The organism is Citrobacter freundii complex sp. 2025EL-00176, from assembly GCF_053309355.1.
Window position 1 is genome coordinate 78,479 of record NZ_JBRYHT010000011.1, and the last position, 26,576, is coordinate 105,054.

A 26,576-nucleotide genomic window follows, 5' to 3' on the forward strand; every position below is an offset into this window, starting at 1 on the left:
GCTTACAAGGGCAGGGAATCAATGCCGGGTTTTAAATCGCGCCAGCATGTTTTCAACCAGGACAAAGAAGACCGGAACAAAGTAGATCGCCAGCACGGTCGCGGCCAGCATCCCACCGATAACGCCCGTACCAACGGCGTTTTGCGCGCCAGAGCCTGCGCCGTTACTTATTGCCAGTGGGATAACCCCCAGAATGAAGGCCAGTGATGTCATCAAAATAGGACGTAAGCGCATTTGCGCTGCTTCCACCGCGGCTTCAAGCGGCGTTTTTCCTTCTTTTTGCATAATCTCGACGGCAAACTCGACGATCAGAATGGCGTTTTTAGCTGAGAGTCCCATGGTGGTGAGCAGGCCAACCTGGAAGTAAACATCATTGCTCAGGCCACGCAGATCGGTTGCCAGCAAAGCCCCGACCACCCCGATTGGTACAACCAGCATCACGGAAAACGGTATTGACCAGCTTTCATACAGCGCCGCCAGCGCCAGAAATACGACGATCAAAGAAATACCGTACAGCATTGGCGCCTGGTGGGTGGACAGTGCCTCCTGATACGACAGCCCCGTCCAGGCATAACCGACGCCTGCGGGCAGTTTATTAATCAGTGATGCCATAAATTTCATCGCATCGCCGCTGCTTTTCCCTGCGACCGGTTGGCCGAGAATTTCCATTGCAGGCTGTCCATTGTAGCGTTCAAGACGGGGAGAGCCGTAGGTCCATTCGGTTGATGAGTAGGCCGAAAGCGGCGTCATCGCGCCGGAGGCGTTACGTACGTACCAGTGATTGATATTGTCCGGCAGCATACGGAACGGCGTATCGGCCTGAACATACACTTTTTTAACGCGTCCCTGGTTAAGGAAATCATTGATGTAGCGGCTACCAAACGCCGTAGAGATGGTCTGATTGATATCTGACAATGCCACACCCATCGCCTCTGCTTTTGTCGCGTTGACGTGAATGCGAAACATCGGTGTATCTTCCAGTCCATTTGGGCGCACTCCGTTAACTTCATCGGGTGACTGGCTGGCCAAAGCCAGGAGCTGGTTGCGGGTCTGCATCATTTTCTCATGCCCAAGGTTACCGTTATCCAGCAACTCCATATCAAAACCTGAAGCGGTACCCAATTCGGCGACTGCGGGTAAATTGAACGGATAAACGACGGCATTATTAATGGTACTTAAGGCCATCATTGCCCGTCGAATAATAGCGGTAACCGAGTTTTCTTCGCCAACGCGTTCTGACCACGGTTTCAGGCTGATAAACGCCAGACCGTTATTTTGCCCCTGTCCGCTGAAGCCAAATCCGCCAACGGTAAAAACAGACGCGACATTCTTCTGTTCTTTTGTCAGATAGTAATCCGTTATTTCCCCAAGCACTTTGCTGGTATTTACCATCGTTGAACCGGAAGGTAATTGGGCCGTAGTCATGAAAACGCCCTGATCTTCTTCAGGCAAAAAGGAGGTGGGAGTACGGAGAAACAACACCATCATGCCAGCGCCAATCACTAAATAGACCACCATATAGCGGCCGGTGCAACGTAACAGCCTACGGGTGCTGTCTGTGTAGTGATGGGTGCATTTCTCCATGAAGTGATTGAAACGGGTAAACAGAAAATGGGTGTTTTCTTTTTCTCCTTCGTGGGATTTCAACAGCATAGCGCAGAGTGCGGGCGTCAGGCTCATCGCCACAAACACCGACAGCAGCATGGAGGAAATTAAGGTGATGGAGAACTGACGGAAAATCTCACCCGTTGCCCCGCTCATAAATGCCATTGGCATAAACACGGCGGATAAAACGACGGCAATACCAACCAGCGCTCTCTGGAGCTGCCCCATCGCTTTATGGGTCGCCGCTTTTGGTGACAAGTGCTCTTCGGCAATAATACGTTCTACGTTCTCAACCACCACGATGGCATCATCAACTAACAACCCTATTGCCAGCACCATGCCAAACATCGTGAGCGTATTGATCGAAAAACCGGCGACGTCGAGTATCGCAAAGGTTCCGAGGATAACCACCGGAACCGCGATAGTGGGGATAAGCGTCGCGCGGAAACTTTGCAAAAACAGGTACATGACGAGGAATACCAGGATGATTGCCTCGATCAATGTATGAAAAACACCTTGAATTGAAATCTCGATAAATGGGGTGGTGTCATAGGGATAAACGGTTTTCATGCTGGCCGGAAACCAGGCTGATAATCTGTTCAACTCTTGTTTAACGGCCTGGGAGGTTTCAAGGGCATTGGCGCCTGCGGCAAGTTTAATCGCAATCCCGGCGGCGGGTTTTCCGTTGTAACGGGCAACCGTGGCATAATTTTCCGCACCCAGCTCAATGCGTGCGACGTCGCGCAGCAGAACCTGGGAGCCATCTTGCTGAACTTTCAGGAAGATCTTGCCGAATTCATCGGTAGTTTGCAGGCGTGTCTGAACAATGATCGACGCATTTAACTGCTGGTCGGCTGATTGAGGCATTCCTCCCAACTGTCCGCCCGATATCTGGTTATTCTGTACTTTGAGCTGGGTAATAACGTCCTGCGGCGTAAGGTTATATTTGTCGAGTTTTTGCGGATCCAGCCAGATTCGCATGGCGTATTGCGAACCGAATAACTGTACGCTCCCGACCCCAGGGGTGCGGCTGAGTGGATCTTTAATATTCGACGCCACATAGTCAGCAATATCATATTGGCTCAGACTGTTATTATCAGAGATAAAGCCAGCGACCATTAAGATATTGCTGCTGGATTTATCAACGCTGATCCCTTGCTGCTGGACTTCCTGTGGCAAGGAAGGCATCGCCAGCTGTAGCTTATTCTGTACCTGAACCTGCGCTATATCAGGTGAAGTCCCCGTTTTAAAGGTCAGGATAATCGACGCATTACCGGCCGCATCGCTGGTGGATGACATATACATCAGGCCATCAAGCCCGTTCATATTCTGTTCAATTACCTGAGTCACCGAGTCTTCAACGGTCTTAGCGTCTGCTCCGGGGTAGGCTGCGCTGATGGTAATGGTTGGGGGAGCAATTTGCGGATATTGCGCGATGGGCAAGTTCATTATCGCGATACCGCCGGTAAACATCATAATAATAGCGAGCACCCAGGCGAAAACCGGGCGCTCAATAAAAAAGTTAGCCATGAAGAAGGTGTCCTTAATACCTGAAATATTACTGTTCAGTTACCGTGTCAGGTGTATTTGGTTTTGCTGCGAGGATTCTGGCTTTCATTCCCGGACGGATTCTTTGTAATCCGGACACAATGACCCGATCGCCAGGATGTAATCCCGTAGTCACCAACCATTGATTGCCTACAGCCTTCACCGCATTTATTTCGCGTAGTTGCACTACGTTTTCTTGATCGAGGATTAACGCAGTGGCCTTTCCCTGCGCGTTATGCGTAATCCCTTGCTGTGGGACCATTAAAACATTCTGTTGGCTGCCCTCATCCAGCAATGCAGTGACATACATACCGGGTAAAATTTCACCCTCCGGATTGGGAAATACGGCGCGTAAGGTCACGGAGCCGGTAGTCTCATCGACGGCAGGATCGGAAAACTCAAGCGTGCCGGTATAGCGATAGGGCTTGCCATTTTCCAGCATCAGCTCAACCGGAATTTTGCCCTTTTGCTGGGCAATTTTCCCACTGGCTTTTTCTTCTTTCAGGCGTAAGAAGTCTTGTACTGACTGCGTTAAATCAACATAAATCGGATCCAGTCTTTGCACGGTAACCAGCGCGTTTCCCTGATTCGCGGTGACCAGAGCGCCCACGGTTACGGTGGATTTACCGCTGATGCCCTCGATTGGCGAGGTGACATTGGCGTAACGAAGGTTGATGGTGGCCTGCTCAAGATCCGCTTTGGCGACGGCGACATTGGCTTGTGCTTCATTAAGCTGTGAGCGCGTCGTGTCGTAGTCCTGGCGGCTGACGTAATTGGATTTTATTAATGCTGACTGCCGATTTAAGGTCAGTTGCACATTATTGGCCGTCGCCTGCGCCTTTGCCAGTGCGCCTCTGGCTGCATCCAGCCTGGCCTGCAGCGGGGCGGGGTCAATTTGATACAGTGACTCTCCTTTGCTGACTTTGTCACCTTCAATAAAATTACGTTTGATGATGATCCCCCCAACCTGAGGGCGAATTTCGGCGATCTCATAGGAAACCGCGCGGCCCGGAAGCTCACTTTTAATATTCACTGAGGAAGGCGCTAAGGTAACAACGCCGACCTCGGGTTCCATGGTAGTGGTTTTTACTGTAGGTTTATTATCGCAGGCGGTAATAATGACGCTGCTAAAAAAGAGTGGTATCAACAGTAAGCATTTTCTGTTCATAGTAATCCCTGAAGAATTCGTAAGCACAAATGATTTTTTATTGCATGCAGGGTGGGGGAGTTATCGGTAAATAACAGAAGATGGTCAGGCATGAGAAAAGTAACGCCCATTTTTGCGCTAAAAGTTAGCGGTTAAATTATATGTAACAGAAAGAGTGAATATTTAGCGAAGGATCGCATGGAGCACGATGACGCAATAAGCGAAACGCGGAGTGATTAGAAAACGTGTTGGCAAACACTCGGCTCCGGAGTCTATTCGCGTCATCGTACTACCGGGATTATTTCACTAGCTCTGGCGTAACCTCGGTTACGGCATTTGCGGAGTAGGGCATTCCCCACATCGGTCCGGGCCAGAACGTACCATAACCGTAATCCCACATATTATAGGTGGTGTTTACGGACTCAGTTAAATGCCAAACTTGAATGCCTTGTAAATCAACTTTAACAAAGTTGTACGGGATTTTGTTGATGAATCCTTGTTCATCCCCTTGAATTGTCCCTAAAATAGTCACAAAGCGGTTTCTGTAATTTACCGGATCCAGAAAACCTTTCTGTTGGGCAATAATACGTCCCTGATAGCTGGCGTCTATTTGTGGTTTAGCATCGTTGTTCAGCGGCAGAACGGCGATTTCCAGTAATGTATCCGTTTTGGTATTAATTACATTGATGACTTTACCCCCAAATCGGGCCTGCTGGCCGGTATATAACCCCGGTTGGTTATGCACGGAGATAAAGTTTTTTTGTATATCTGGTTGATTTTTACCTTTGATATTCTCAGGAATTGAAGCACATGATGCCAGAGTGAAAGCAAGGGCAATAATCAGCAACCCTTTTGTTTTTTTCATTTTACTTTCCTGCTAAAAAAAGACAGGCCTATAGTAAACCTTTACTCGTTATTGTCAGCAAGCGCGAGGCTGATTATCTAAAATTAATATAATTGTAGCTTATGGTAACAACAGACAGGATTTTAGCGGGGCGCGGGATGAGTGTATGACGGCCTACAACCGTGATATGGTGATGGTGCCACAAGGTTATCACCCGGTGGCGATCATGGCATCATGTTGGTGCGTTTGAACTCTGTCATCATCACGTTCTGCGGATTTAAGTCTGGAACGTGTCAACGCTTTTCAGGACGGATCATGCTAATAATAAAAAGCCGCGAAAGCGGCTTTTTATTATTGAATGGCTGGAGGGTTATTCGCTGACTTTTTGCTCAACGGAGGCTGCACCTTCTTTGGTCTTATTCCAGCCTTTCTCTGCACCTTCTTTTGTTGCATTCCAACCTTTTTCTGTACCTTCTTTGGTATTATTCCAGGCTTTTTGTGAACCTTCACTCACCTTGCTGCTCAGGTCATCTTGCTTACCTTCAGCTGCATGTTTTGCTTTTAACTGTTGCTCTTCGCCCTGATTCTGCGCCTGATGCAATTTTTCTTTTGCAGTATTCGCGTTTTCGTGCGCAGCAGCTACATCATTATCAGTTGCGTGTGTTGTTGCGGCAATAACAGGAGAAGCCAGCAGAATTGCAGATAATGCGATAATTGTCTTTTTCATAATATCCTCGCTTAGCGTTATAAGTTATTAGCGTGATGAAGCATGGCATACAAACGAAGCGCTGGCTTTAGGAAAAAACTGTAAGTGCTGATAACGTTATTTATCCATTTAGTCAGTTGTGAGCAATTAATACGGTTATTTTTTGTTGGGGATTTTGTTTTTTGCGCGAAGGGAAGACGCAAAAAGAGTCGTGATGGTGTTGATATGGATGTGTTTTTATCTGGTTGATTTTTATATTGTTATTGTGGACGACAATTTGCGTAGCTTGCGTGACCCAACGGTTTGCCCGAACTGCGGGGGGAGCTGGGCGACGTCCAATACGTCCCGAAGCATTCCTCCTGCCACATCTTGCATCCAGTCAGCGTCATTATAAACAGTAGATATGAAAACTATATACGCTCGTTGTTAATGGCATGATGTATAAGCCCATGGATAGCCGAACATCTATATTCCTGTTAATCCATACTGAGAATATTGTTATCACTAGCCCTACAACGGAAGCGTTAATGTTATATTCTAACGCTCCCATTGAGCCTACCACTTTGGTGAAGCAATTCTTACAGTTCAAAGGGACCTGATGGGTATTTTATTCGGCCAAATAACCACCATCGATCGGATAAACCCCTCCAGTACAGAACGCTGACTTGTCTGACAGCAAAAACAATATGAAATCTGCTATTTCTTGCATTTTTGCCATCCTTTTCATAGGATGACTGTTTGCAAAACTACGTACGATATTTTCAGGAAATTCACTCATTCGTGGGGTTTGAACGTAGCCCGGAGCGACTGCATTAATCCGAATACCTTGACTTGCAAACTCTAGCGCTGCGGTTTGGGTTAAGCCGATTATACCATGCTTAGCCACGGTGTAAGGCGCTAATCCAGGAATGCCAACCAGACCATTTACTGCAGATAAATTAACTATAGAGCCACCAAATTTCATCATCTCAGGTATTTCATATTTTAGGCAGTAAAAAACGCCGCTCAATGAGGTAGCAATAACCTTATCCCAGTTTTCAACTGTCTGCTCTGTTATGTTTTTACCATGTTCACCCGTTAAGCCTGCATTATTTACGGCATAATCAAGTCTGCCGAAATGTTTGATAACCTCATCTATCATTTGCCGTACTTGTCCTGGCTGTGACACATCACATCCGATCCCCAGCGCTTGTTGTCCCTGTGAAGATAATCGTTTCGCTTTTTGTTTAGCCTGCTCTGACGAGCGGGATACAATAACGACCTTAGCGCCATGTTTGTGTAATTGTTCGGCGACTGCCTCACCTATACCTGTAGTACTTCCTGTTATGACAGCGACTTTATTCTGGAAATTCATAACTCCCCCTATGAAGTAGAATTGAGCCTTTCATCTGGGTTAGTATACAAATGAGCTGTGACAGTTTTTGTCAGTACTCTTTCCCCTCGCTGATCCCTTCTTTTATTCTCCATTTTTTCAGTAATACGGTCCTGCTTTCACTATATATGGAATCCAGTTGTACCATCTCTTCAATTTTGTCAGTTCTAAAATGACGAAAATCATTTCTCATCTCACACCATGCAACCAAAAGCCAGCACGACTCCATATATACCAATCCGATAGGCCATATGACACGAGAAGAGTAAGTGTCCTTCTTGTCACAATACTTTATTTTGATTCTCTTTCGCTTTTTAATAGCATTGCGGATGCCTTCAAAAAACATCTCATTATTTTCTGAAGGACCAATCAGATAGGACTGGCTCTCAATAAGATTTTTTAATTCACCAGGGATGACGGCATGTATTTTGGCCAGTGCATTCCTTGCGGTGTTTTTGAAATCATAATCCGTATTATGAGAGACCCAATTTAACCCCAGTGTAATAGCATTAATTTCTTCATGAGAAAGGTTTAAGGGGGGTAAATGAAAATCAGACTTAACGATATAACCAATTCCAGCACCACCTTCAATGCACACACCTTGATGCTGTAGCGTTTTTATATCTCTGTAAAGAGAGCGCACACTTATTCCTAATCTTTCAGAGAGAGTGGATGCCGTGATCGGATATCTTTGCGCCCTTAATATCTGAAGTAATTCCAGAAGCCTTTCTGTTCTAGTCATGTTGATAAATCCATCTTGAGCCTGAGACGATATCTTAAAGCATCTGTTGGATAGGCATCTTAGTACAAAGTTAGCGTACACGCTTAAGTTAAACAGCCCATTGATTAATACAGAATACGCCCATCTGCGGATGATGATAGTGTAATCGTCCGCTCCTTGCTGTGAGTTCAATCGGTGGATGCAACGCTATCCTTAATCAAGGGGGACGTTGCCAATGCAGATGACCAAACAATTCCGCCAACTAAACGCTACACTTCGCTCTCTGGTCTTACCCACCAAAAGTGGACATGCCGCTAAGTGAGTAAACTTTCTAAGGATATTACTGTTCCTGCAAAAAATATCTGGCCTGAATATAAACTACTCGATATTCTGAAATGCTTTGTGTTTTTTGTGAACAGGAAAAAGTATGCTTAGTACATTACCCGATTTACACAGAAGTTTTGCAGAGCAACTCAAGCTTAAATTTCAGTCTGATTCGCGAATCCATTCCCTTCTTGCTGGTGGTTCGATTGTTCATGGCGGGTTTGATAAATACTCCGATCTCGATTTTGTCGTTGTGGTAGATCCTCTCCACTATGACGAAATCATGGCGCAGCGTAGGGAGTTCGCCGGAACATTAGGCCATCTGTTGCATGCTTTCACTGGGGAACATGTTGGAGAGCCTCGCCTGCTTATATGCCTGTATGGCCCTGAGCTTCTCCATGTCGATCTGAAATTTGTCACCCTGGAAATGCTTACTCAACGCGTTGAGGAGCCAGCAGTGTTATTTACCCGTGATAGCACTGCTCTGGAGCGACAACTGGCAAAATTTAGCGCTCACTGGCCCAACATGACGCCGGAGTGGTTTGAGTCCCGAGCCTGGATTTGGCTTCATTACGCTGTGGTTAAACTGGGAAGGGGCGAACTCTTTGAAGCGATTGGTATGCTGGCATTCTTCCGTGAGCAGGTGCTGGGACCTATGCTATACCGTCGCGCAAATCTACCGCAACGTGGGGTTCGCCGCATTGAATTCCTCGGCATTGATCCTGATGGCCTGCTGACTTCTACGCTGGCAACTCACGATCGTGACTCCGTCAGTGTTGCCATCAAAATGGCTGTGGACGCTTATATCAATCTGCGGGCTGATGCTTTGCCTGAAAATATCGCAGACGATGTGGCTCGTTGGGCGGTTCTTGCCATGCTGAAAGCGTATTCTGCCAGGGGTTAAATCCATACTCAGGTCGCTTATCAGAGCAGGGAAAAGTTTAAATGTCAGCTGAGAGCCAGCTCCAAACCTTGAAAGGTTTCGGTTTGGCCTGCCACCGAGTGCAGACTATGTTTGCTAAAAATGGTCGTCTGAATTTCGGTTGTGACGTTCTTACTGGATGCTTAGATTCATTTTCAATCTATTGAGAGGGTATGAATATGAACTTTGCAGAACTTCACAACCAACATGAGCCCCTTCTTATCGCTAACGTCTGGGATACCGCCAGCGCAGCAATAGCGTCCACACTGGGATATGAAGACGGGCAGGGAATGCCGTTTGATGAGTTATTTTATATGGTCACCCGCATCCGGGCTGTGAGCAACCTGCCATTCAGAGTTGACATGGAAGCAGGGTATGGTGATTCAGCCGAAGAACAACGCTTAATGGCCTGATGTTCTAATGCAGCCGGAAAACTTCTGTTTTGTATTAGTGCCTTGAGTTTGTAATCTATGACGTTTTTCGCAAGTAAAGGTCAGTATATCGTTCAAGACTGACCATGATTTATTTTTCTCGGGACTTAGCTTTAAGGATCTCGTTGTTAGTTAGGGGGGCGTGTAATGCGCGTCATATGTGGATTCCTTCCATAGTTAGTATACGTTTAATGGACCACAATATAGCGTGTACATAAACGTGTACCAATTTTCTCTGAATTTAGCTGGATGCCCTCGGGCAATAACAGACACAAAAAAGCCCGCAGGGCTTGCGACGTGCGGACTCTTAGGACTTCATCGGATGACTCTGGTAATCACCGATGGAGAATTTTGGGCTGGCGGAGTCTGAATTGGCTTTATAACTATTTGTTTTATATTTGCTAATAATCAATTCAATTTTCATTTTGGTCCCATTGTTGGTCCTAAAAGAAATGTCAGGTTTTTTGCAGGGGAAGGGGAGGTTACAGCAGGAGTCTCTTTGTCTACGAGATTAGCATTTTGCTTTCCTTTAGTCTGCTCTATATTTAAGCGTTTATTTCACGTCAGTTTTTAGCAAGCCGGTAGAGCGTCTTGCTCGCAAAATATCCACTACGGAAAGATACGGGCTCTGTTCTTGCCATGAAAATCCCTTTCGGTCGATATGGACAAGCCCGTATTTTTCGACAAGAAAGTTCACCGCATCGCCATCAACGCATCCGATTGAGCGGACGGCGGTACAAACATGTCGGCTTGTTGTTGCTTTGCTAATGATCCACCATTTCCAGCGATTTTACTAACTTACAAGGTATCTATCGAAAATGGGTTAGATCATCGTGCTGCTCGAACGACAGGCGAGAATTTGAGTTGACAGTTCGCACTTGTGAATTGGGAGCAGTCTAGTCCCCGCTAATTTTGCATAGTCATTTATGGGTTGATTCGGTAGACTATTAATGACTTTAAACGACTCTAGTCTTTTTTGAAGAGTGCCACTGTTATGACCGCCGAACCCTGGGTTACCGCCCTCGACGTTGCCCAACACTTGGGCGTTGTCAAAGATACTGTATACCGCTGGCGCGAACGCAAGGGACTACCCGCCCATAAAATTGGCCGGCTGTGGAAGTTTCAGCTGTCTGAAGTGGACGAATGGGTGCGAGCTGGTGGGGCGGATGAGTCTGCTGAGGGAGGTAGCATAGAATGACTTCAAGCCATGACGAAGCACATACTCGTACCGAGATCATTGATTCGCAGCTCTCTCATTCTGGCTGGTCACGAAGTCGGCGTACACTTATAGAGGAATTTCTGCTCAAAACGACGGAACCCGAGAATACCCATAACGCCCCGCAATTTGCGGATTACATTTTGCTCGGATCAGATGGGAAGCCAATTGCTGTAGTCGAGGCTAAACGATCATCTCGCGATGAACTCGCAGGAAAGCGCCAGGCTGCAGGTTACGCGGATACGATTAAAACCAAATTTGGCAGCGATCCATTTATCTTCCTCACCAATGGCAAAGAAATTCAATTTTGGGATCGGGTTCGTTACGTCCCTCGCAAGGTCTCCGGTTTTTATACCCGAGATGATTTGGAGCGACTACGACATCAGCATCAGTTCGCCGAGCCCGTGGGCAATGTAACTATCAATGCTGATATAGCTGGACGCGACTATCAAAACGAGGCTATTCGTCGCGTCACTGAAGGCGTAGATGCAGCCAAGCGCAAGTTCCTATTGGTGATGGCCACTGGCACGGGCAAAACGCGAACTACCATTGCCCTAGTTGATACTTTGCTGCGCTCCAAGCGCGTGCAGCGAGTGTTGTTCCTGGCAGACCGACGGGAATTGGTGCGCCAGGCGATGTCGGAGTTCAAAGCTCATCTGCCCAACGAAAGTCTGGCTCGCATCGAATCTGGCGAAACCTCTGGAGCACGTATCCAGTTTTCTACTTATCCAAGCATGATGCAGGTCTATTCGCGCCTGTCAGTCGGTTATTACGATCTGATCGTAGCCGATGAAAGTCACCGCTCCATCTATCAGCGCTACAAGTCCATTTTTGATCATTTCGATGCGATACAGCTCGGGCTGACCGCAACCCCAACCGATTACATCGACCATAACACATTTGAACTATTCGATTGTGACGACGGCGTTCCCAGTTTTTACTACAGTTACGAACAGGCCATCGCTGATCAGAACCTAGTGAATTACCGCGTGCTTAACGCACAAACCAACTTTCAGCTTCAAGGCATACAGGGGGACGCACTAGCCGAGCCCTTGAAACAGATGGCACGTGATCAAGGCATAGATCTTGATGAGCTCAATTTTGATGGTAGCGACATCGAAAAGGGAATCATCAATCAAGGAACCAACGATGTCATGGTGAAAGAGTTTATGGACAAAAGCCGCAAAGATGTTCGCGGTCTGCCACACAAGTCGATCATCTTCGCCGTCAGTCACGCTCACGCCAAAAGGCTCTATGAAGGCTTTAATCGCCTGTATCCAGAACTGCAACGCCAAGGCATGGCCGAAATTATCGACAGTCACATGGAGTGCGCTGACGCCATGTTGGATGATTTCAAATACCGCACCATGCCGCGTGTTGCCATCTCGGTGGATATGCTTGATACCGGTGTGGACGTTCCAGCTATTCAAAATTTGGTCTTTGCCAAGCCTATATTCAGCAAGGTTAAGTTCTGGCAGATGATCGGGCGTGGCGCACGGCGACATATCGACAAGGCAACTGGTGAAATCAAGAAGGATTTTCTAATCATTGATCACTGGGAAAACTTTGCCTATTTCAAGCTCAAACCCGATGGCGAAGTGGAGCACCCGAGTGAACCGCTGCCAGTACGCCTGTTCCGCCTACGGTTGGAAAAGTGGCAGCTTCTACACACCCAGCAGCAAGACACACAAACGGTTATCGCCGATTTGCTGACCATGCTGGATACTCTACCTCGGCACAGCATCAACGTGCGGCCACATTGGGATGAGCTCGACACGCTGGCGCGGCAATGGCCAGAACTAAGTCAAAGCGTATTGGAACATCTCTCCAAGACCATCGCGCCATTGATGCGCTTTGCACCGTTTGCGTGCTTGGAAGAATTGCAGTTCCGCATCTGGTGTGAGCGCCTTACTGTGGCCTGGCTTAAGGGCGATGTTAACGAACAAACCAAAGTGCAAGAGCGCATACAAGAGGCTATGAGTAGCTTGGCCAACAACACCCCTAAAGTGCAGCGAGTGGCTGAACAACGAGTTTGGGCACAATCTGCTGGTTTTTGGCAGCACCTAGATACAGCACGTCTGGACACGCTGCAATCCGTGTTCTCGCCTTTGATGCGCTATCGCACCGCCACACCAAGCCGCACGGTCGAAATCAATCTACCGGATAGCATTACGCAACGTAGCTGGATTATTTATGGCCCCACCGGAGAAGGTGCTTTTGCGGAAAGCTATCGTAGGCAGGTGGAAGCGTTGGTGCGCCGACTGGCTGGCCAGTTACCAGAATTAGCCAAACTTAAGCAAGGCGAGCATCTGGATGATAAGGAATTGGACCGAATCAGCAAAACGTTGTACCAGACTGATCTGTTCGTTACCGAAGACACCTTGCGCAAAGCCTTTGAAGCCCCAGCCGCATCGCTGGCTGACTTTTTACGCCACATACTTTGTGAAGATGCGCATCTGCCTAACCGCGAGCAGCGCATTAATGTCGCTTTTGATGCATTCATTGCCGCTCACGGCTATTTGCGAGCCAATCAACTTAACTTCCTGCGCGCTGTAAAGGCCGCTGTGCTGCGCCACGGGCGCATTACCCATGCCGCACTCGGCGAACCACCGCTCGCGCGCGTGGGCCGAGTGGAAAAGCTATTTCCACCGCAGGACATCTACGAGCTCATTAACCTCGCCAACCACCTGTTGGACGAGGTAGCTTGATCTATCAAGGAAATTCCTGAATGCTTGCACCTCATATCAAGAAAAAAGTTGACGAACTTTGGAACCGCTTTTGGGCGGCTGGCCTCACTAACCCCTTGGTGGCGGTTGAGCAAATCACCTATCTGCTTTTCCTTAAACGCTTGGAAGACATCGATCTCAAGCGCCAGCAACGTGGCTTTCCCTCCATTTATGCGGGTTACGAGTCCTGTAAGTGGAGTTACATCCGTCAAGAAAAGACCAACCCCGGCCATTTGATTGACGTGGTTTTTCCGTGGCTACGGGAGCTCGATAAACATTTCAGCAGCGTCAGCACCGACGGTACAGAACTAGTCAGCCTCAACAACCGCATGGCTGATGCCTATTTCCAGCTCGACCCCAACAAAGGCAAGGTGTTGAGTGACGCGATCGATGCCATCGATCAGCTCTTCGCCAGAGCGGGTGAAGGCTCAGCCGCTCAAGATATCATGGGTGATACCTTTGAGTACCTGCTCAGCGAAGTCGCCACGGCAGGTAAGAACGGCCAGTTCCGTACTCCGCGACATTTGATCCGTTTCATGGTCGAGCTACTAGATCCTGAGCCAGGACAACGCGTCATAGATCCCGCCGCTGGCACCGGTGGTTTTCTGTTCAGCACTCAGCAGTACCTAATGCGCAAATTTTCCGCACAAGAAAACCTTGTGTTGGAATGGGACGGGACCCCGCATCGCACTGACGGAGCCGCCGCTACACCAGAGCAATATACCGCCATCCACAATGGTGTCAATTTCGTCGGCCTCGATAACGACCGCACTATGGCACGCATCGGCTGGATGAATCTAGTGCTGCATGACGTGACCGACCCGCACTTGCTGCAGGGCGACTCCCTCAGCAAACGTGAAGGAAAAGTCAGGCTTAAAGAACTGCTTGAGCCCGGTAGCTACCAATTCGTGCTGGCTAACCCACCTTTTACAGGAACAGTCGACAGCGGAGATCTGGAGCCCGACACCTTACTATTCCCGCGTGTGGGCGGTGGCGGCAAGAAAAAGGACGATTCGATCACCAATAAAAGCGAGCTACTCTTTCTTTGGTTGATGCTCGACTTACTCGATATTGGCGGGCGCTGTGCGGTGATTATCCCCGAGGGCGTTTTATTCGGCAATACCGATGCCCACGTTCGGTTACGCCGCGAACTGCTAACAGAGCATGTGGTGGAAGGGGTAATTTCCCTTCCAGGCGGTGTCTTTCAACCCTACACCGGCGTCAAGACCTCGATTCTGATCTTCAGAAAAGTCACCCGACGCGATAATAAGCAAAGCCTGCCCAGTAATGCTGCGCCAATGACGGAAAACGTTTGGTTCTATGAAGTGGAGGAGGATGGCTACTCAAAAGATGCTAAGCGCAATCCACGCCCAGGCCAACAAAACGATCTATGGGATGCGCTCATCAAGTTTAAAGCCTGGATCGAGCACGGTCCCAGTGGCGCAGAAAGTCATGAAAAGACCTTGCTGCAACCCAGTTTTCACACAGAACGCTGGCGTCAGGCCCTACTACGTGACACTGCCGACAAACTCACATCTGCAGGTGAAGCTTTCTCGAACTTGTCCGATACAAGTATGTGGGACGGTCAGGTATGGGGCATACACGAGCTGTTCCCCGAGCTTCCTGCTGACCCTAAAGAAGCAGAAAATCAGGTGTGCAACGAAGCCAGCCGGAAACTCTACGACTTGGTTATCCAGTTCTTCGCAGCCCCCACCCAGCATGTGTGGACCAAATGGAAAGATAAGGCCACTGCTGCTAAACCAATGGACAGCGACAAGGCGCTGGTGGAATGGCAAAAAGCCATCAAAGTACCTCAGCAAGAATTCAACCGCGCCACACGCGATGTGCAACGCTTTTTTGAAGCGGAAGATGGGCCAGCACTGCTGATGTGGAAAGGCTTGGTTAAGGATGCGTTAAATGCCGGCTTGACCTATCACCAGAAGGCGGTTACGCAAGCTCCCACGGTGCCGTTCAGCACTCATGAGCCGGTGGCCGACCTGAACGCAGCACTGGAAGGTATCGCTCGCGAAGTGGCCAAGCTTGATGGTTTCGACGTCACCCTGCGCAGCTTAGCTATTGATCAACAAACAGAGCTAAAAGAGGTCAAGCATTGGGTCGTGCCTGTTCGAGCCTGGGCGCGCAACGACGAATGGCAAAGTACCGATGGCCAGTTCGTTGGCTCGCACGATGCTGATGAGTTAGTGCGGCCGGCTTATGTGGAGGCGATGCTGGCCGAGGGACTATATGACGATAAGGGTGTACTCAAAGGTGACCTGCTCGACCCGGACTGCATAGAGGCACGGGAGTGGAACCTCTCCGCTGGCCAGTACAAGCCATTTGACTTCACCCAGCTCAAGAGCGACAAGAGCGTGGCCGAATTGATCGACACGCTTAAAACTACCGAGCAAGAGATTATCAAGGGCCTGGACAAATTGCTGGCGATGGTGGAGGGGAGGGAATGAAGTTGCCAGAAACTTGGGCGCAAGCTCGGCTAATCGATGTTTGCGAATTGAATCCTCGACTCCTTGCAGATCAGAGACCAGAGGATGATACAACCGTAACTTTTGTACCGATGTCAGCGGTTGATGAACATCGCGGCGTGATAGATAAAGCAGAAACTCGCATGTTCGCAGAGGTGGCAAAAGGCTACACAAGTTTTCGTGACCATGATGTGCTTTTCGCAAAAGTCACGCCTTGCATGGAAAACGGAAAAGCAGCCATAGCTCGGAACCTGAATAATGGCCTTGGTTTTGGTTCCACAGAATTCCATGTGTTGCGTTCGAACAATGTTGTTCTTCCGGAATACCTTTTCAGCTTTATTCGACAGAAGGCTTTTCGAGAGCGGGCAGCATCCGCGTTTGTGGGCACAGGAGGCTTGCAACGGGTTCCAACTGATTTTCTTTCACGAGTAAAAATCCCACTTCCCACACTCCCCGAACAACAGCGCATCGTCGATGTACTGCAACAGGCGGAGGCAGCGTACGATTATCAATCGCGAAGTCGGCACCTTGATTTGATGATCAAGTCTGCTCTTGACCGCTTGGTGCTTGCTCGTGACAAGTCGGAGTGGGTACAACTTGGACGTTTCGTTGAAACCCGATATGGTACGTCGATTTCAGCTGACGCCACGGCTGACTCAGGAGTGGCAGTTCTTCGAATCCCGAATGTCGTGGGAGGCGAAGTTGATACCGGCGACTTGAAGTATGCCAATCTGACGCAAGCTGAGCTAAAGCGTCTGAGCTTAACGTCCTCTGATGTGTTAATTGTTCGCTCTAACGGCAATCCTGACTATGTTGGGAGATCGGCTCCCATCACCGCAGATATTGCCAAATCTGATATGGTCTATGCGTCGTACTTGATTCGCTTGCGAACAGACATAACGCGTTTATTGCCGGAATATCTAAGTGCATTTTTAAACAGCGCTTATGGCCGTGCAGCGATGCGAAATGCTATCCGTACAACCGCTGGTCAGAGTAACCTTAACGGCGAGAATTTGACAAAGATCCAGCTGCCGATACCTTCTATTGAAGAGCAGACCCGTTTCCGTGATATCTGGTTACAGGTTCGGGAGCTTCGTAGACTCATTGCCAAATCGGAAAACATAGCAGCCGAAATGCGTGATGTATTGAGCATTGCAGCAATGTCTGGCGAGTTGACCACAGATTGGAGAGGGAATCATGCCGATGAAATCGCTGAGGCCTCCCACGTGCGCGATACCGTGCTTCGCGAGCGAGGCACTAAGATCACGTTAAGTACCAATGTAGTCGTTACTTCCTCAGTGCAAACCGATTCCACCACCCACATCGAGCGCCATTGGTTGCTCAGCGAGCTCAGTGAGTTTCAGCGGCAGGTGTTGGCGGCATTCACAGATTATTGCCAAGAGAGTGGCCAATCCTTGTTGGTAGAAGATCCGGAGGTCTTATCTCGATTTTGCGATGACGCGATGGTGACGGAACGTTTACAAGCCTTTGGCCAGTCGCACGGCAATCGTATCCGCCGCTCCTTGAGCCAGTTGGCTTCACTGGGCTTGATCGCTAAAATCACCTTGCCCAAGCAAGACCTGGAAAGCGGCGATGTGGATTACCTTAAAGCCTTCCGCCCTTTGCGCCAAGAAGAGTTCACACGCATGGCCGATGTGCAGACTCTGCGTAAAACGTTGTCGTCAGGTGTTGACCAGCAGCACTACCTTTTTGAAGTCCAACTGGACTATGAGAACTCTGCACACGCTGGAGCAAGTGGAATGTTCCAGGTTATTGCTATTGAAGATGAAGACGGACAAGACTTCACGTACCTGGTGGATCTAGGTAAGCATTACGCCTCGCTCAATGAGCTGAAAGAAGACATCGCCAGCGCACTCAAGGTAGAGGCGCGGCAAGTTGATTTGGAGTCTGTTTAATGCGCCTTCGTTACTTACGTCTTCAAAACTACCCGCCCATCTCTGATATCAAGGTGTGTTTCGCTAGCGGCTCGCCGCTGGCGCGCGATTGTGCGATTCGTTTCGTCGTCGGCGTAAATGGCAGTGGTAAGTCCAACCTACTGCGGGCTGTCGCCGAGGTTTTTCTAGCATTAGCAGATGGACAGCGAACCCTTTTCCCTGTGCAATTGGTATATGAGCTTGGGAATCGAGATACATCAAACGCGCGAACATTGATCGTGGATTGGCTCGGAGACCGTCAGTCCGCGAGCCTGTGGATTGCCGACAAATTTTCCTTCCCAGACAGCCTGACGGCTGAACAATTCGAGCAGATGCTTGCGCGTTTTTCAGCCGAATCCAGCGATATTCCTTCGGAATTTCGACCTCTTGTGCGTAAAGGTGAATGGCCCACAGGATCGGTGACACCGCACAGCATTGCCTTACCTTCCGCAGTTCTGGCCTACACCACCGGAGACTTGCGCCCTTGGCGTTCTGTGTGGAATCGCAATCAGCGCGCAGAGGGTTTACAGGATAGCAATTATGATACCCAAAGTGACGAACGCCCCGCAGGCTGGACCGTTGCCCAGGAAAATGCCTTTCAAGCAGGGCAACAGGCGGGCGGGAATACCCAACGGCAGTCCCAGAATGCAAACCCTGGCGAGATGGACAGTTTCCGCCGCCCGGTTTTGCTGGACGCCACATTGTTAAAATGTGCGCTGCTGGCTGTGGCTTTGCCACAGGCTTTAGTTGAAGCAAAAGACCAAACAGGGCGAGCCGATAACAAAAATTCATTGCAAAAGCTGCTGGAGCGAGGTGGTTGGCATCACTTGGTCTCTGTCGCATTCCGTTCGCGTTTACAAGCGGCTCAATGGGAGCAGAAACTGTGTGAAACAGCCCACGATTGGTGGTTGTGTGCCAGTGAAGTTGTCGCTGAGCCGCATCCGGCGGAACCGCGTCGTACCCTGTGGTTCGATTTCAAAGGCCGCTTCAACGCGCAAGGCATCTCGTTTTTGTCACCCGCCCGCGATGAGTTGCAAACCTGCACCAGCCAGGGCGAAGCGCTGTGGACGTTACTCGGCGGCGCCAAGGACGTGAGCCGCTTTGAGATTTTCACCCGTTTATTGGAACTGAATCAAGCAGGTATGTTTGATGATGTGCTGTTGCGCTTGCGCCGCACACCCGCACCTGACGAAGGTACCGACTCCAACTCGGTTGACATTGGCATATTGCGCTACGAGGAGCTTTCAGACGGTGAGCAAATGGTGTTGGGTCGCATGGCGTTGTTCCACTTGTTGGAAGGCCAGCAGGACGCCTTACTATTACTGGATGAGCCCGAGACCCATTTCAACGACAAATGGAAGCGCGAGATTGTTGACATCATAGACGATGCGATTGGTAATACCAGTAACGATGTATTAATTTCTACCCATTCCGCCATCGTGCTTTCTGATGTGTTCAACAACGAGATCGTAATGGTAAAAAAAACGGCGGATGGCTCCACCGTGCGCAACGTGGACGAACCGACATTCGCCACAGACCCCAGTGCGTTAATGATGACAGTGTTCGGTGCAGATGACAGTATTGGCAAACGCGCCCAGGAATTCATTGAAAAAAAGCTGCGCCAAGCGACTGGCACACCAGCAGAAATCGCCGATCTGGAAAGCTTGATCGCCCGAATGGGTTCGGGTTTTTATCGCAGTGAATTGCGCACTTTGCTGAATATATGGCGAGGTAGCAATGCTTAAACCTATCCATCGAGTTGCCTGTTCGCCAGCGCTAGTTGCCTGCCAGCAGTTGATGCAGCGTTTTGCGCTATGGTTGTGTGATCCTGCGATCACAGATGCCCACATTAACCAGCAAGGTTTGCAGCCACCTGTGTTGGCCAGCAGTATTGAGGCTAATTGGTTGTGGAACTTTCTTCAGCGCATTGAAGCAGGTCAAACACTTTTGAGCCGTGCCCAAACGGTTGCTGCAATGCCCGCTGTACAGAAGACGGCGTTGATGGCTTGGATACAGACAGTCTCTGCGCTTGCAACCCAATTTCAACCAACACCAACCCTGTGGCCAATTAATTGTCCTGTTACTAGCGCTTCGGATTGGAAGGCATTCAAAACATTGATGGAAGCCTTTTATGAAAAAGGATTTCGTAGTGGTTTGCCGTACCGGCCCAATGGCACTCCCACCGCTGCTGATGGCGTGAAATACGCTGACTTTTTGAAAGCATTTCGCGATGCCCACCGTTTGAATCCTGACTTAGATGCTCAAGAAGTATGTGTACTTTGTGGTGGTCCGCTAGGCCAAACACCTGAAGTCGATCATTGGATTGCAAAGAGTGCGTTTCCCTTGCTCAGCGTCTGTGCCGACAACTTGCTTCCCATTTGTGGCGAATGCAATTCAACGGCAAACAAAGGTGAGAAAGATGTGCACACTGCCGGCAGTTTCTCCGATTGGTTCCATCCTTATTTGAGGCCTGGGAATGGCGGGGTACGAATCAATTATGTGTTGTCGGAGCTGACCGTGCATTGCGTTGCCATTGTAGCGAGTGATAAACCCAAAGCAGACCATCTTGATCAACTACTAAACCTTTCGGATCGCTGGACTAGGAAATTTAAAGCAGAATATTTGGCCAAGCAAAAGGAGCTTTTCAATCTCAAACGACGCGGGCGAGGCCCGAGCGACTTTGCGTCACTGCAGAATTACTTAATCGATTACCAGGTCGCTATGGATGAGTCTGGTCCCGACTACGAAGTCGGACAAGCGTTGGCCGCAGCAATACTAGATCCTGCTTGCCTAGCGGTATGGCACAGCGAGTTGGGGCTGGCGACATAGCCTCAAGCAAACTCATAGAGCCCCCGCTTTAGGCTGATATGGCCCCTTGCGTTGGATAGCCAGTTTATTGTCCTGCGCGCAAAAATGACCCAGTTCCCGGGGGCAGAGTTTACGTGCTTCGGAAAGCCAGACGGCAGGATAGGAACTGAAGCTCTGCTTGGTTATCAGCTTAGCCAGAGGCGATAGTAAGAGAAATGCGAGAGTTTGCTTTCATTGGATTTGATTAAGAGCGTCAACCATCACCATCATACAGCTGGTAATCGACATCTTTAGGTTTGGCGGCTTTGATTTCCGTATCGGTTAACGGCTTGGTTTTTCTTGCCATGGGGGAGTCTCCCTGCGTTTAGGCCCAACGAAAACAATAGAGCTTTTCGTTGGGCCTATCAATGGGCCTAAAAGGTTCGGATTTAATAAGTTCTCTTCGGACTTCGCAGGACAAATTGAGGGCACAAAAAAGCCCGCAGGGCTTGCGCCGTGCGGGCTCTTAGGACTTCATCGGATGACTCTGGTAATCACCGATGGAGAATTTTGGTGGAGCTGGCGGGAGTTGAACCCGCGTCCGAAATTCCTACATCCTCGGTACTACATGCTTAGTTCGTCTTTACATTCGCCTGGCACCTGCGGACGGACACGCCACTACCAGACTAGCCTGATTAGTTTTAACGCTTCAACCCCAGGCAGGGCATCCACGCGATCTCTTTTGGGTTTGACCTCTCTTTGATCCCCGTCTTAAGAGCGGAAGCTAGGGAGAGAGGGCTCAGAGCAGGTTATTAAGCTGCTAAAGCGTAGTTTTCGTCGTTTGCGACTATTTTTTTGCGGCTTTTTACGAGGCCAACCGCCCCTCGGCATGCACCTTGGGTTTCGCGAATCCCGTCGAATCCAGAATCAGCCCCAATGTGTTAGAGCAAGTATAACAGACTTGTGACACGCGTGACCAGCCCCCGCAACCCCTTGTCCTCAAGGATTTACCGCTCGCGCAGCGCTTCTTTGGCCCGATTAAACGGTTTGATTAAATAGTCGGCGATGGTTTTTTCACCTGTTTTTATATCCACTGTAGCAATCATGCCCGGTACGATGGAGAAATGACGTCCCAGTTTGTTCTCCAGGTAGTCCTGATGGGTACGGATAAACACGCGGTAGTAGAAGATCTCCGGTTTCGCTTTATCCTGGATGGTGTCCGGAGAGATGGTTTCAACTACGCCTTCCAGACCGCCATAAATGGCGTAGTCATAAGCGGTTATCTTGACCAGCGCTCGCTGGCCGGGGTGAATAAATGCGATATCACGCGGCGACAGACGGGTTTCAATGAGTAGATGATCGTCTATTGGCACTATTTCCATCATTTCGCCATTGGGTGGGATAACCCCGCCAATGGTGGTGACCTGGATATTTTTTACGATACCGCGCATGGGCGCGCGCACGGTCAACCGGGTGACAGAATCCTCACGTCCTTTCAAAATGGCCGCCAGCATATCCACTTCGGCGTTGGCTTTAGACAACGCTTCACGCGCCTGCACGAAGTATTGGGAACGCAGGTCAGTGATTTTTAATCCCAGATCGCTTTTTTGTCGTTGCAGGCGCAGCACTTCCACATGGCTGGCGGCGCCGCTTTTCTCCAGACGTTGGGTAATGGCCAGCTCTTTGTTAACCGAGACCAGAGCGTCCTGCAGTTCCGCCATAGAATCAGCAAGCTGCGCGCGGCGGCTTTTATACAGACGCGTTTCGGAGGCGATGAGATCCGGCCAGGCGCGCAGTGAATCGGGAAAGGTCAGCGGCAGATCGTTAACTTCAGCATTAAGCCGCGCGCTGGAAGCCAGCGAGGCGCGATAGCGGGCGGCGCTTTCCCCAACGTTGGACTCAGACCGGGTAGGATCGAGGCGCGCCACGATTTGATTGGCCTGCACCTTATCGCCCTCGCGAACCGTCAGCTCGGCGAGGATCCCGCCATCCAGTGACTGCAATACCTGCTCACGTGAGCTGGGGATCACTTTCCCGCTGCCGGTCGAGACTTCATCCAGTTTACCGAAATACGCCCAGATACCCAGCACAGCAAACAACAGCGTGCTGAGCAGAATAATGCGGCTGGCCCCGGAAAAACGGTGTTCGCGGCGGATATCGAGATCGTCCATGGCGGCGTCATGCGGATTGGTTTTCATTTTTCCACTCCCGACCGTGAGTTGGTACAGGTGCCCGACTCGCATTCAACGCCTGCGCTTTCGGGGCATCCATCACCAGTTGACCTTCTTTCAACACCACCACGCGTTCGACCAGCTCCAGAACCGGCACGCGATGGGTGGCGACAATCAGTGTGCGGTTGCCCAGCCACTGGTTGAGCCGCTGAATAAACTCCCGCTCGGTATGTTCATCCAGTGAAGCGCTGGGTTCGTCGAGTAGTACGATATTGGGCGAGCGCAGCAGCATTCTTGCCAGCAATATTGACTGCCGTTGTCCACCGGACAGACCGTTGCCGCCCTCCATAATCGGATGCGCCAGCCCTTTGGCGAGCTGTTTAACGAAAGCCGCTGCGCCGCTGACCTCCAGCGCTTCGAATATCTGCGCGTCGCTGGCATGCGGCGCGCCGAGAGTCAGGTTCTCACGCAGGGTGCCGAAAAACAGCCGCGCATTCTGGCTGAGAAAACCGATGTTGCGGCGTAAGTCGGCCATATCGATCTGCGCCAGGCTCAGGTTATCGAGTCGAACCTCGCCCTGAATAATCTCCACGCCGCCCGCCATGGCCTGCAGCAGCGTTGATTTCCCCGCACCGTTACGACCGAGGATCGCTATTCGTTCCCCGGGCATGATCTCCAGACGTGAGATACGCAGCGGCACGCGCTGATCGTCGCTGTGGTAGCGAAAGTGCGCATTTTCAAAGAGATAATGACCGTGAAGAATCTCCTGATGTACCCGGTCTTCATCGTATTGCGTTTCGGTAGGGAGTTGCATGATGCTATCCAACCCCATCTTTGCTGCTTTGACCTGCTGCCAGCGGGCCAGCACGCCACACAGGTTAGCCATTGGAGCAATCATTCTCGAACCGAGCATGGAGGCGGCCACCACGGCCCCGGTGGTCATCGTGCCTTCAATGACCATCGGCGCGCCGAACATAATAATGGCGGCGTAGACCAGACTTTGCACCGACATGCCCCAGCCAATCAGCCCCTGAGTCAGCTTGCGCGTGCGCAGTCCGGACTCTCCGGTAATGCGGATGTAGCTGTTCCACTGCTGTAAAAAGCGGTTTTCCGCCTGCATCAGTTTGATGTCCTCCAGCCCCTGAACGCTTTCAACCAGTACCGCGTTACGCAGGGTGGATTCATGTGCTGCCTGGTTGGCGAGCACCGCCAGTTTCTTCTGTAACAGTAAACCAGGCAGGATCATCAGCAGGGCGGCGACGGGCGCTATCCATGCCAGCGGCGGGGCAATGCAGGCCAGTACTACGATAAACAGAAAGAAAAATGGCAGATCGACAATAGTCGACATGGTTGAGGAGGTGATCATCTCACGAACCTGCTCCAGCTCGCGGAGTTGAGAAATAAAGCTCCCCGTCGATCGCGGTACGGCGCTATTACGCAGCCGCAGGGCATGGCTGAATACCCGATCGGAAATGCGCATATCGGCGCGTTTACCCAGCAGATCCATAATGTGGGTACGTGCTTCGCGCAGCAGAAAGCCAAACAGTACCGCCACCAGAACGCCGGTCGAGAGAACATACAGCGTCGGGTACGACTGCGCCGGAATTACCCGATCGTAGACCTGCATCGAAAAGATAATCCCGGCGAGCGACAGAATGTTAATCAGAAAAGCGGCAATCATCACCGGCAGGTAAGGACGGATGTCCTGTAAAACCAGTTCGCGCATCCAGTCGGGTTTAAAGCGAGAAATATAGCGGTCTACCCGACTGTCTTTTAGCGCCGAAAGCGGGCGCAGCGCGGTAATGCTTACGATCTCCGGCACAAGCTCTGCGACCGTCACCCGGTTACGCTGCTCCTCTTCGGCGATGATAAAAACATCCAGCGCATCGTCACCATTGAAATGTTCTATCACCATGATTTGGCCGTCGCGCAGTTCCGCCACTACCGGTAAACGCCACTGGCTGAACGCCTGCTTTGTGGTGTCCAGCGCGTGAAATGACAGGCCCGCCTGGCGCGCCAGTTGCGCCAGCGCGAGGGTGCGGTTTTTCCCTGCAAACCACGGGGCATTGGCCTGGATTGCGCCGGGCGAGCAGGCAACACGATAGTGGCTGGCAATATGCGTCATCGCCTGCGCCCACTGGCTCAGGGCCTGTTCGCCAATGGCCTCTTCAGCATGTGAATCGACATCGCTCATAGCTGTATCTCCACCGATTGAATGCTGCGGTTATTTAAGGCGAACGCCTGACGTAGCGATCCGGTGTTGTAGAGGCAGTTTAGCTGTAACTGGCGCAGCTGGTTTTGGGTCTGGAGTTCAGCAAAGCGCGCCTGATACACCTCCTGCTCGGCGTTAAGCACATCAAGCAGCGGGCGTGAGCCCAGATCCAGGTACTGCTGTTGATACAGCTCGCGCGTTTGTTCACTCAGTCGCTGCTGGCGTCGCAGAATTTGCAGGGCGGTGGCCAGACTCATCGCCTGGCTGCGGGATTCCAGTAATTTCTGCCGTACCTCAAGTCGGGTTCGTTGAATGGAATACTGGGCTGACTCAACCGCATGACTGGCGGCGTTGCGTCTGGCGGTAAGTCCGCCTCCCTGATACAGCGGCATTTCAACTTTTACCCATGCGGAGTACTGGGTTTTGTCGAGCACCTCATGGCTGGGGTATTTGTCGTTGAGATAGTGCTGAACCGACGGCTCCAGAGAGATAGTCGGCGTCATTTGCGCGTTGGCGTAGTCGAGATTGGCTTGCGCCACATTTGCCTGCGCCCACGCCGCCAGCACGGCAGGAACCAGCTTATCGTCTGGTTTAACGACATCACAACTGCTGTCCAGTTTGCCGGGAAATTCATTGCTGATGCCGTTGAGCGAGCTCCAGCCGAGATAGCTCATCAGAGTTGCCTTGCTGCTGTCGAGATTGGCCTGGTACTGCGCCAACTGCGAACGAGCGGACTCTATACGCGCATCGGTTTGCACCACGTCTGATAGTGAGGTTGCGCCTTCATCATTGCGTTGGCGGGTCAATCGGCCAATGCCGTTGAGGGCGGCGAGCTGCTCCTCGGCGGCGTCTACCATTTGCTGCCACGTCTGCACCTGAACTATCGCGTTGGCGGTCGCGTGGGCGATGGTATCAATACTGAGTAACACATTAGCCTGCTGTTGCGCGGACCCTGCGGTTTCAGCGCGAACCTGGCTGGCCACTTTGCCGAAGTCATACAGCATTTGTGACACCGAAATAACCAGGGCCGGGCTAAAGCCGTGGTCGGTGTAAGTATTGCTGTAGCCGTTGTTCATTCCGGCAGTTACCTGCGGGTAATATTTCGATTTCGCCAGGTCTATCTGCTCATTCTGTGAAAGCAGTTTGCCAATAGACTCACGAATGGAAGGGTGCCAGCTCACGGCGCGACTCACGGCATCGTTCAGCGTCAGAGTACCGGGGGCGGCGGAGCTTAGCGGCAGATCGGCAACGGAGCCGTCAAGACTTGGAAGCATCTGGCTGTTTGCCAACCCTTCCGGTGTAATAATTTGCGGTTCATCTTCGGCATTCACCCGCATGGAACACAGCGTTAATGCCAGCAGTAATGCCACGGGCATGACTTTTCCCATATCTCATCCCTTTCAAAATACAACCGTTACGGCAGTTGCTCC

17 protein-coding genes, 1 other RNA gene and 3 pseudogenes are annotated in these 26,576 nt (G+C 50.5%); 9 read left to right on the plus strand and 12 right to left on the minus strand.

Annotated elements, in window-relative coordinates; translation table 11 throughout:
• Positions 1-18: 18 nt before the first annotated feature.
• From ACVXHP_RS18920 to ACVXHP_RS18930, 3 genes are all read right to left on the minus strand, one after another.
• Entirely contained in the window at positions 19-3,135 is a 3,117-nt protein-coding gene (locus ACVXHP_RS18920; protein WP_447572018.1) for an efflux RND transporter permease subunit, read from the minus strand.
• A gap of 28 nt (positions 3,136-3,163) precedes the next feature.
• Positions 3,164-4,321, minus strand: a complete 1,158-nt coding sequence (locus tag ACVXHP_RS18925) for an efflux RND transporter periplasmic adaptor subunit (RefSeq protein ID WP_447572019.1) — start codon at positions 4,319-4,321, stop codon at positions 3,164-3,166.
• A 277-nt stretch (positions 4,322-4,598) separates the two neighbouring features.
• The gene (locus ACVXHP_RS18930) at positions 4,599-5,165 is read right to left on the minus strand and encodes a Slp family lipoprotein (protein WP_447572020.1); all 567 of its coding nucleotides are present in this window, start codon (positions 5,163-5,165) and stop codon (positions 4,599-4,601) included.
• A 91-nt stretch (positions 5,166-5,256) separates the two neighbouring features.
• On the opposite strand from ACVXHP_RS18930, the gene ACVXHP_RS18935 reads away from it, so the two are divergent.
• A complete protein-coding gene (locus ACVXHP_RS18935; protein ID WP_447572036.1) occupies positions 5,257-5,394 on the plus strand; it encodes a 5-deoxy-glucuronate isomerase in 138 nt (45 codons plus the stop codon).
• 120 nt (positions 5,395-5,514) lie between these two features.
• Here ACVXHP_RS18935 and ACVXHP_RS18940 read toward each other — a convergent pair whose 3' ends face one another.
• From ACVXHP_RS18940 to ACVXHP_RS18950, 3 genes are all read right to left on the minus strand, one after another.
• The gene (locus tag ACVXHP_RS18940; RefSeq protein ID WP_200009176.1) at positions 5,515-5,871 is read right to left on the minus strand and encodes a hypothetical protein; all 357 of its coding nucleotides are present in this window, start codon (positions 5,869-5,871) and stop codon (positions 5,515-5,517) included.
• 586 nt (positions 5,872-6,457) lie between these two features.
• On the minus strand, positions 6,458-7,204 hold the full coding sequence (locus tag ACVXHP_RS18945) for an SDR family NAD(P)-dependent oxidoreductase (protein WP_304703010.1): 747 nt from the start codon (positions 7,202-7,204) through the stop codon (positions 6,458-6,460).
• Positions 7,205-7,274: 70 nt separating this feature from the next.
• Complete coding sequence (locus tag ACVXHP_RS18950; RefSeq protein ID WP_447572021.1) at positions 7,275-7,964, minus strand: helix-turn-helix transcriptional regulator; 690 nt, start codon at positions 7,962-7,964, stop codon at positions 7,275-7,277.
• A gap of 406 nt (positions 7,965-8,370) precedes the next feature.
• Between ACVXHP_RS18950 and ACVXHP_RS18955 the strand changes: the two genes are divergently transcribed.
• Both ACVXHP_RS18955 and ACVXHP_RS18960 read left to right on the plus strand, forming a co-directional pair.
• A complete protein-coding gene (locus tag ACVXHP_RS18955; protein ID WP_447572022.1) occupies positions 8,371-9,171 on the plus strand; it encodes a nucleotidyltransferase domain-containing protein in 801 nt (266 codons plus the stop codon).
• Positions 9,172-9,368: 197 nt separating this feature from the next.
• Positions 9,369-9,584: pseudogene (locus ACVXHP_RS18960) on the plus strand (isocitrate lyase/phosphoenolpyruvate mutase family protein); the annotation flags it as partial.
• 589 nt (positions 9,585-10,173) lie between these two features.
• Here the strand turns inward: ACVXHP_RS18960 and ACVXHP_RS18965 are convergent.
• Positions 10,174-10,338 (minus strand): annotated as a pseudogene (locus ACVXHP_RS18965) (TA system toxin CbtA family protein); the annotation flags it as partial.
• A gap of 276 nt (positions 10,339-10,614) precedes the next feature.
• Here ACVXHP_RS18965 and ACVXHP_RS18970 point away from each other — a divergent pair.
• The 6 genes from ACVXHP_RS18970 to ACVXHP_RS18995 are packed head-to-tail and all read left to right on the plus strand — an operon-like array spanning position 10,615 to position 20,805.
• Positions 10,615-10,818, plus strand: coding sequence for a helix-turn-helix domain-containing protein (locus tag ACVXHP_RS18970; protein WP_447572023.1), 204 nt, complete (start codon positions 10,615-10,617; stop codon positions 10,816-10,818).
• Positions 10,815-13,544, plus strand: coding sequence for a type I restriction endonuclease subunit R (locus ACVXHP_RS18975; protein WP_447572024.1), 2,730 nt, complete (start codon positions 10,815-10,817; stop codon positions 13,542-13,544). The genes ACVXHP_RS18970 and ACVXHP_RS18975 overlap by 4 nt, the downstream gene beginning before the upstream one ends.
• Before the next feature lie 20 nt (positions 13,545-13,564).
• Positions 13,565-16,024: a type I restriction-modification system subunit M gene (locus ACVXHP_RS18980; RefSeq protein WP_447572025.1), complete on the plus strand. Its 2,460-nt coding sequence runs from the start codon at positions 13,565-13,567 to the stop codon at positions 16,022-16,024.
• On the plus strand, positions 16,021-17,958 hold the full coding sequence (locus ACVXHP_RS18985) for a restriction endonuclease subunit S (protein ID WP_447572026.1): 1,938 nt from the start codon (positions 16,021-16,023) through the stop codon (positions 17,956-17,958). Before ACVXHP_RS18980 ends, ACVXHP_RS18985 begins: the two co-directional genes overlap by 4 nt.
• Entirely contained in the window at positions 17,958-19,721 is a 1,764-nt protein-coding gene (locus tag ACVXHP_RS18990; RefSeq protein ID WP_447572027.1) for an AAA family ATPase, read from the plus strand. Before ACVXHP_RS18985 ends, ACVXHP_RS18990 begins: the two co-directional genes overlap by 1 nt.
• Complete coding sequence (locus ACVXHP_RS18995) at positions 19,714-20,805, plus strand: hypothetical protein (RefSeq protein WP_447572028.1); 1,092 nt, start codon at positions 19,714-19,716, stop codon at positions 20,803-20,805. The genes ACVXHP_RS18990 and ACVXHP_RS18995 overlap by 8 nt, the downstream gene beginning before the upstream one ends.
• A gap of 105 nt (positions 20,806-20,910) precedes the next feature.
• On the opposite strand, the pseudogene ACVXHP_RS19000 reads toward ACVXHP_RS18995, so the two are convergent.
• The 5 genes and pseudogenes from ACVXHP_RS19000 to ACVXHP_RS19020 all read right to left on the minus strand — a co-directional run.
• Positions 20,911-21,130, minus strand: a pseudogene (locus tag ACVXHP_RS19000) (integrase arm-type DNA-binding domain-containing protein); the annotation flags it as partial.
• Between the two features lie 204 nt (positions 21,131-21,334).
• Positions 21,335-21,698, minus strand: a transfer-messenger RNA (tmRNA) gene (gene ssrA / locus ACVXHP_RS19005).
• A gap of 72 nt (positions 21,699-21,770) precedes the next feature.
• Entirely contained in the window at positions 21,771-22,934 is a 1,164-nt protein-coding gene (locus ACVXHP_RS19010) for an HlyD family efflux transporter periplasmic adaptor subunit (RefSeq protein ID WP_137349546.1), read from the minus strand.
• Positions 22,935-22,941: 7 nt separating this feature from the next.
• Positions 22,942-25,128 (minus strand): type I secretion system permease/ATPase, encoded by a 2,187-nt coding sequence (locus ACVXHP_RS19015; protein ID WP_316130342.1) that lies wholly within the window; start codon positions 25,126-25,128, stop codon positions 22,942-22,944.
• Positions 25,125-26,534 carry a TolC family outer membrane protein gene (locus tag ACVXHP_RS19020; protein ID WP_447572029.1) on the minus strand — a complete coding sequence of 470 codons (1,410 nt, stop codon included), beginning with the start codon at positions 26,532-26,534 and terminating at the stop codon, positions 25,125-25,127. The genes ACVXHP_RS19015 and ACVXHP_RS19020 overlap by 4 nt, the downstream gene beginning before the upstream one ends.
• Positions 26,535-26,576: the final 42 nt, after the last annotated feature.

Bases quoted from the DNA above. Each gene is read 5' to 3' on its own strand.
- ACVXHP_RS19015 (WP_316130342.1), bottom strand. From the start codon at position 25,128: ATGAGCGATGTCGATTCACATGCTGAAGAGGCCATTGGCGAACAGGCC.
- ACVXHP_RS18920 (WP_447572018.1), bottom strand. From the start codon at position 3,135: ATGGCTAACTTTTTTATTGAGCGCCCGGTTTTCGCCTGGGTGCTCGCT.
- ACVXHP_RS18955 (WP_447572022.1), top strand. From the start codon at position 8,371: ATGCTTAGTACATTACCCGATTTACACAGAAGTTTTGCAGAGCAACTC.
- ACVXHP_RS18980 (WP_447572025.1), top strand. From the start codon at position 13,565: ATGCTTGCACCTCATATCAAGAAAAAAGTTGACGAACTTTGGAACCGC.
- ACVXHP_RS18925 (WP_447572019.1), bottom strand. From the start codon at position 4,321: ATGAACAGAAAATGCTTACTGTTGATACCACTCTTTTTTAGCAGCGTC.
- ACVXHP_RS18990 (WP_447572027.1), top strand. From the start codon at position 17,958: ATGCGCCTTCGTTACTTACGTCTTCAAAACTACCCGCCCATCTCTGAT.
- ACVXHP_RS19010 (WP_137349546.1), bottom strand. From the start codon at position 22,934: ATGGACGATCTCGATATCCGCCGCGAACACCGTTTTTCCGGGGCCAGC.
- ACVXHP_RS18970 (WP_447572023.1), top strand. From the start codon at position 10,615: ATGACCGCCGAACCCTGGGTTACCGCCCTCGACGTTGCCCAACACTTG.
- ACVXHP_RS18945 (WP_304703010.1), bottom strand. From the start codon at position 7,204: ATGAATTTCCAGAATAAAGTCGCTGTCATAACAGGAAGTACTACAGGT.
- ACVXHP_RS18995 (WP_447572028.1), top strand. From the start codon at position 19,714: ATGCTTAAACCTATCCATCGAGTTGCCTGTTCGCCAGCGCTAGTTGCC.
- ACVXHP_RS18940 (WP_200009176.1), bottom strand. From the start codon at position 5,871: ATGAAAAAGACAATTATCGCATTATCTGCAATTCTGCTGGCTTCTCCT.
- ACVXHP_RS18950 (WP_447572021.1), bottom strand. From the start codon at position 7,964: ATGACTAGAACAGAAAGGCTTCTGGAATTACTTCAGATATTAAGGGCG.
- ACVXHP_RS18930 (WP_447572020.1), bottom strand. From the start codon at position 5,165: ATGAAAAAAACAAAAGGGTTGCTGATTATTGCCCTTGCTTTCACTCTG.
- ACVXHP_RS19020 (WP_447572029.1), bottom strand. From the start codon at position 26,534: ATGGGAAAAGTCATGCCCGTGGCATTACTGCTGGCATTAACGCTGTGT.
- ACVXHP_RS18985 (WP_447572026.1), top strand. From the start codon at position 16,021: ATGAAGTTGCCAGAAACTTGGGCGCAAGCTCGGCTAATCGATGTTTGC.
- ACVXHP_RS18975 (WP_447572024.1), top strand. From the start codon at position 10,815: ATGACTTCAAGCCATGACGAAGCACATACTCGTACCGAGATCATTGAT.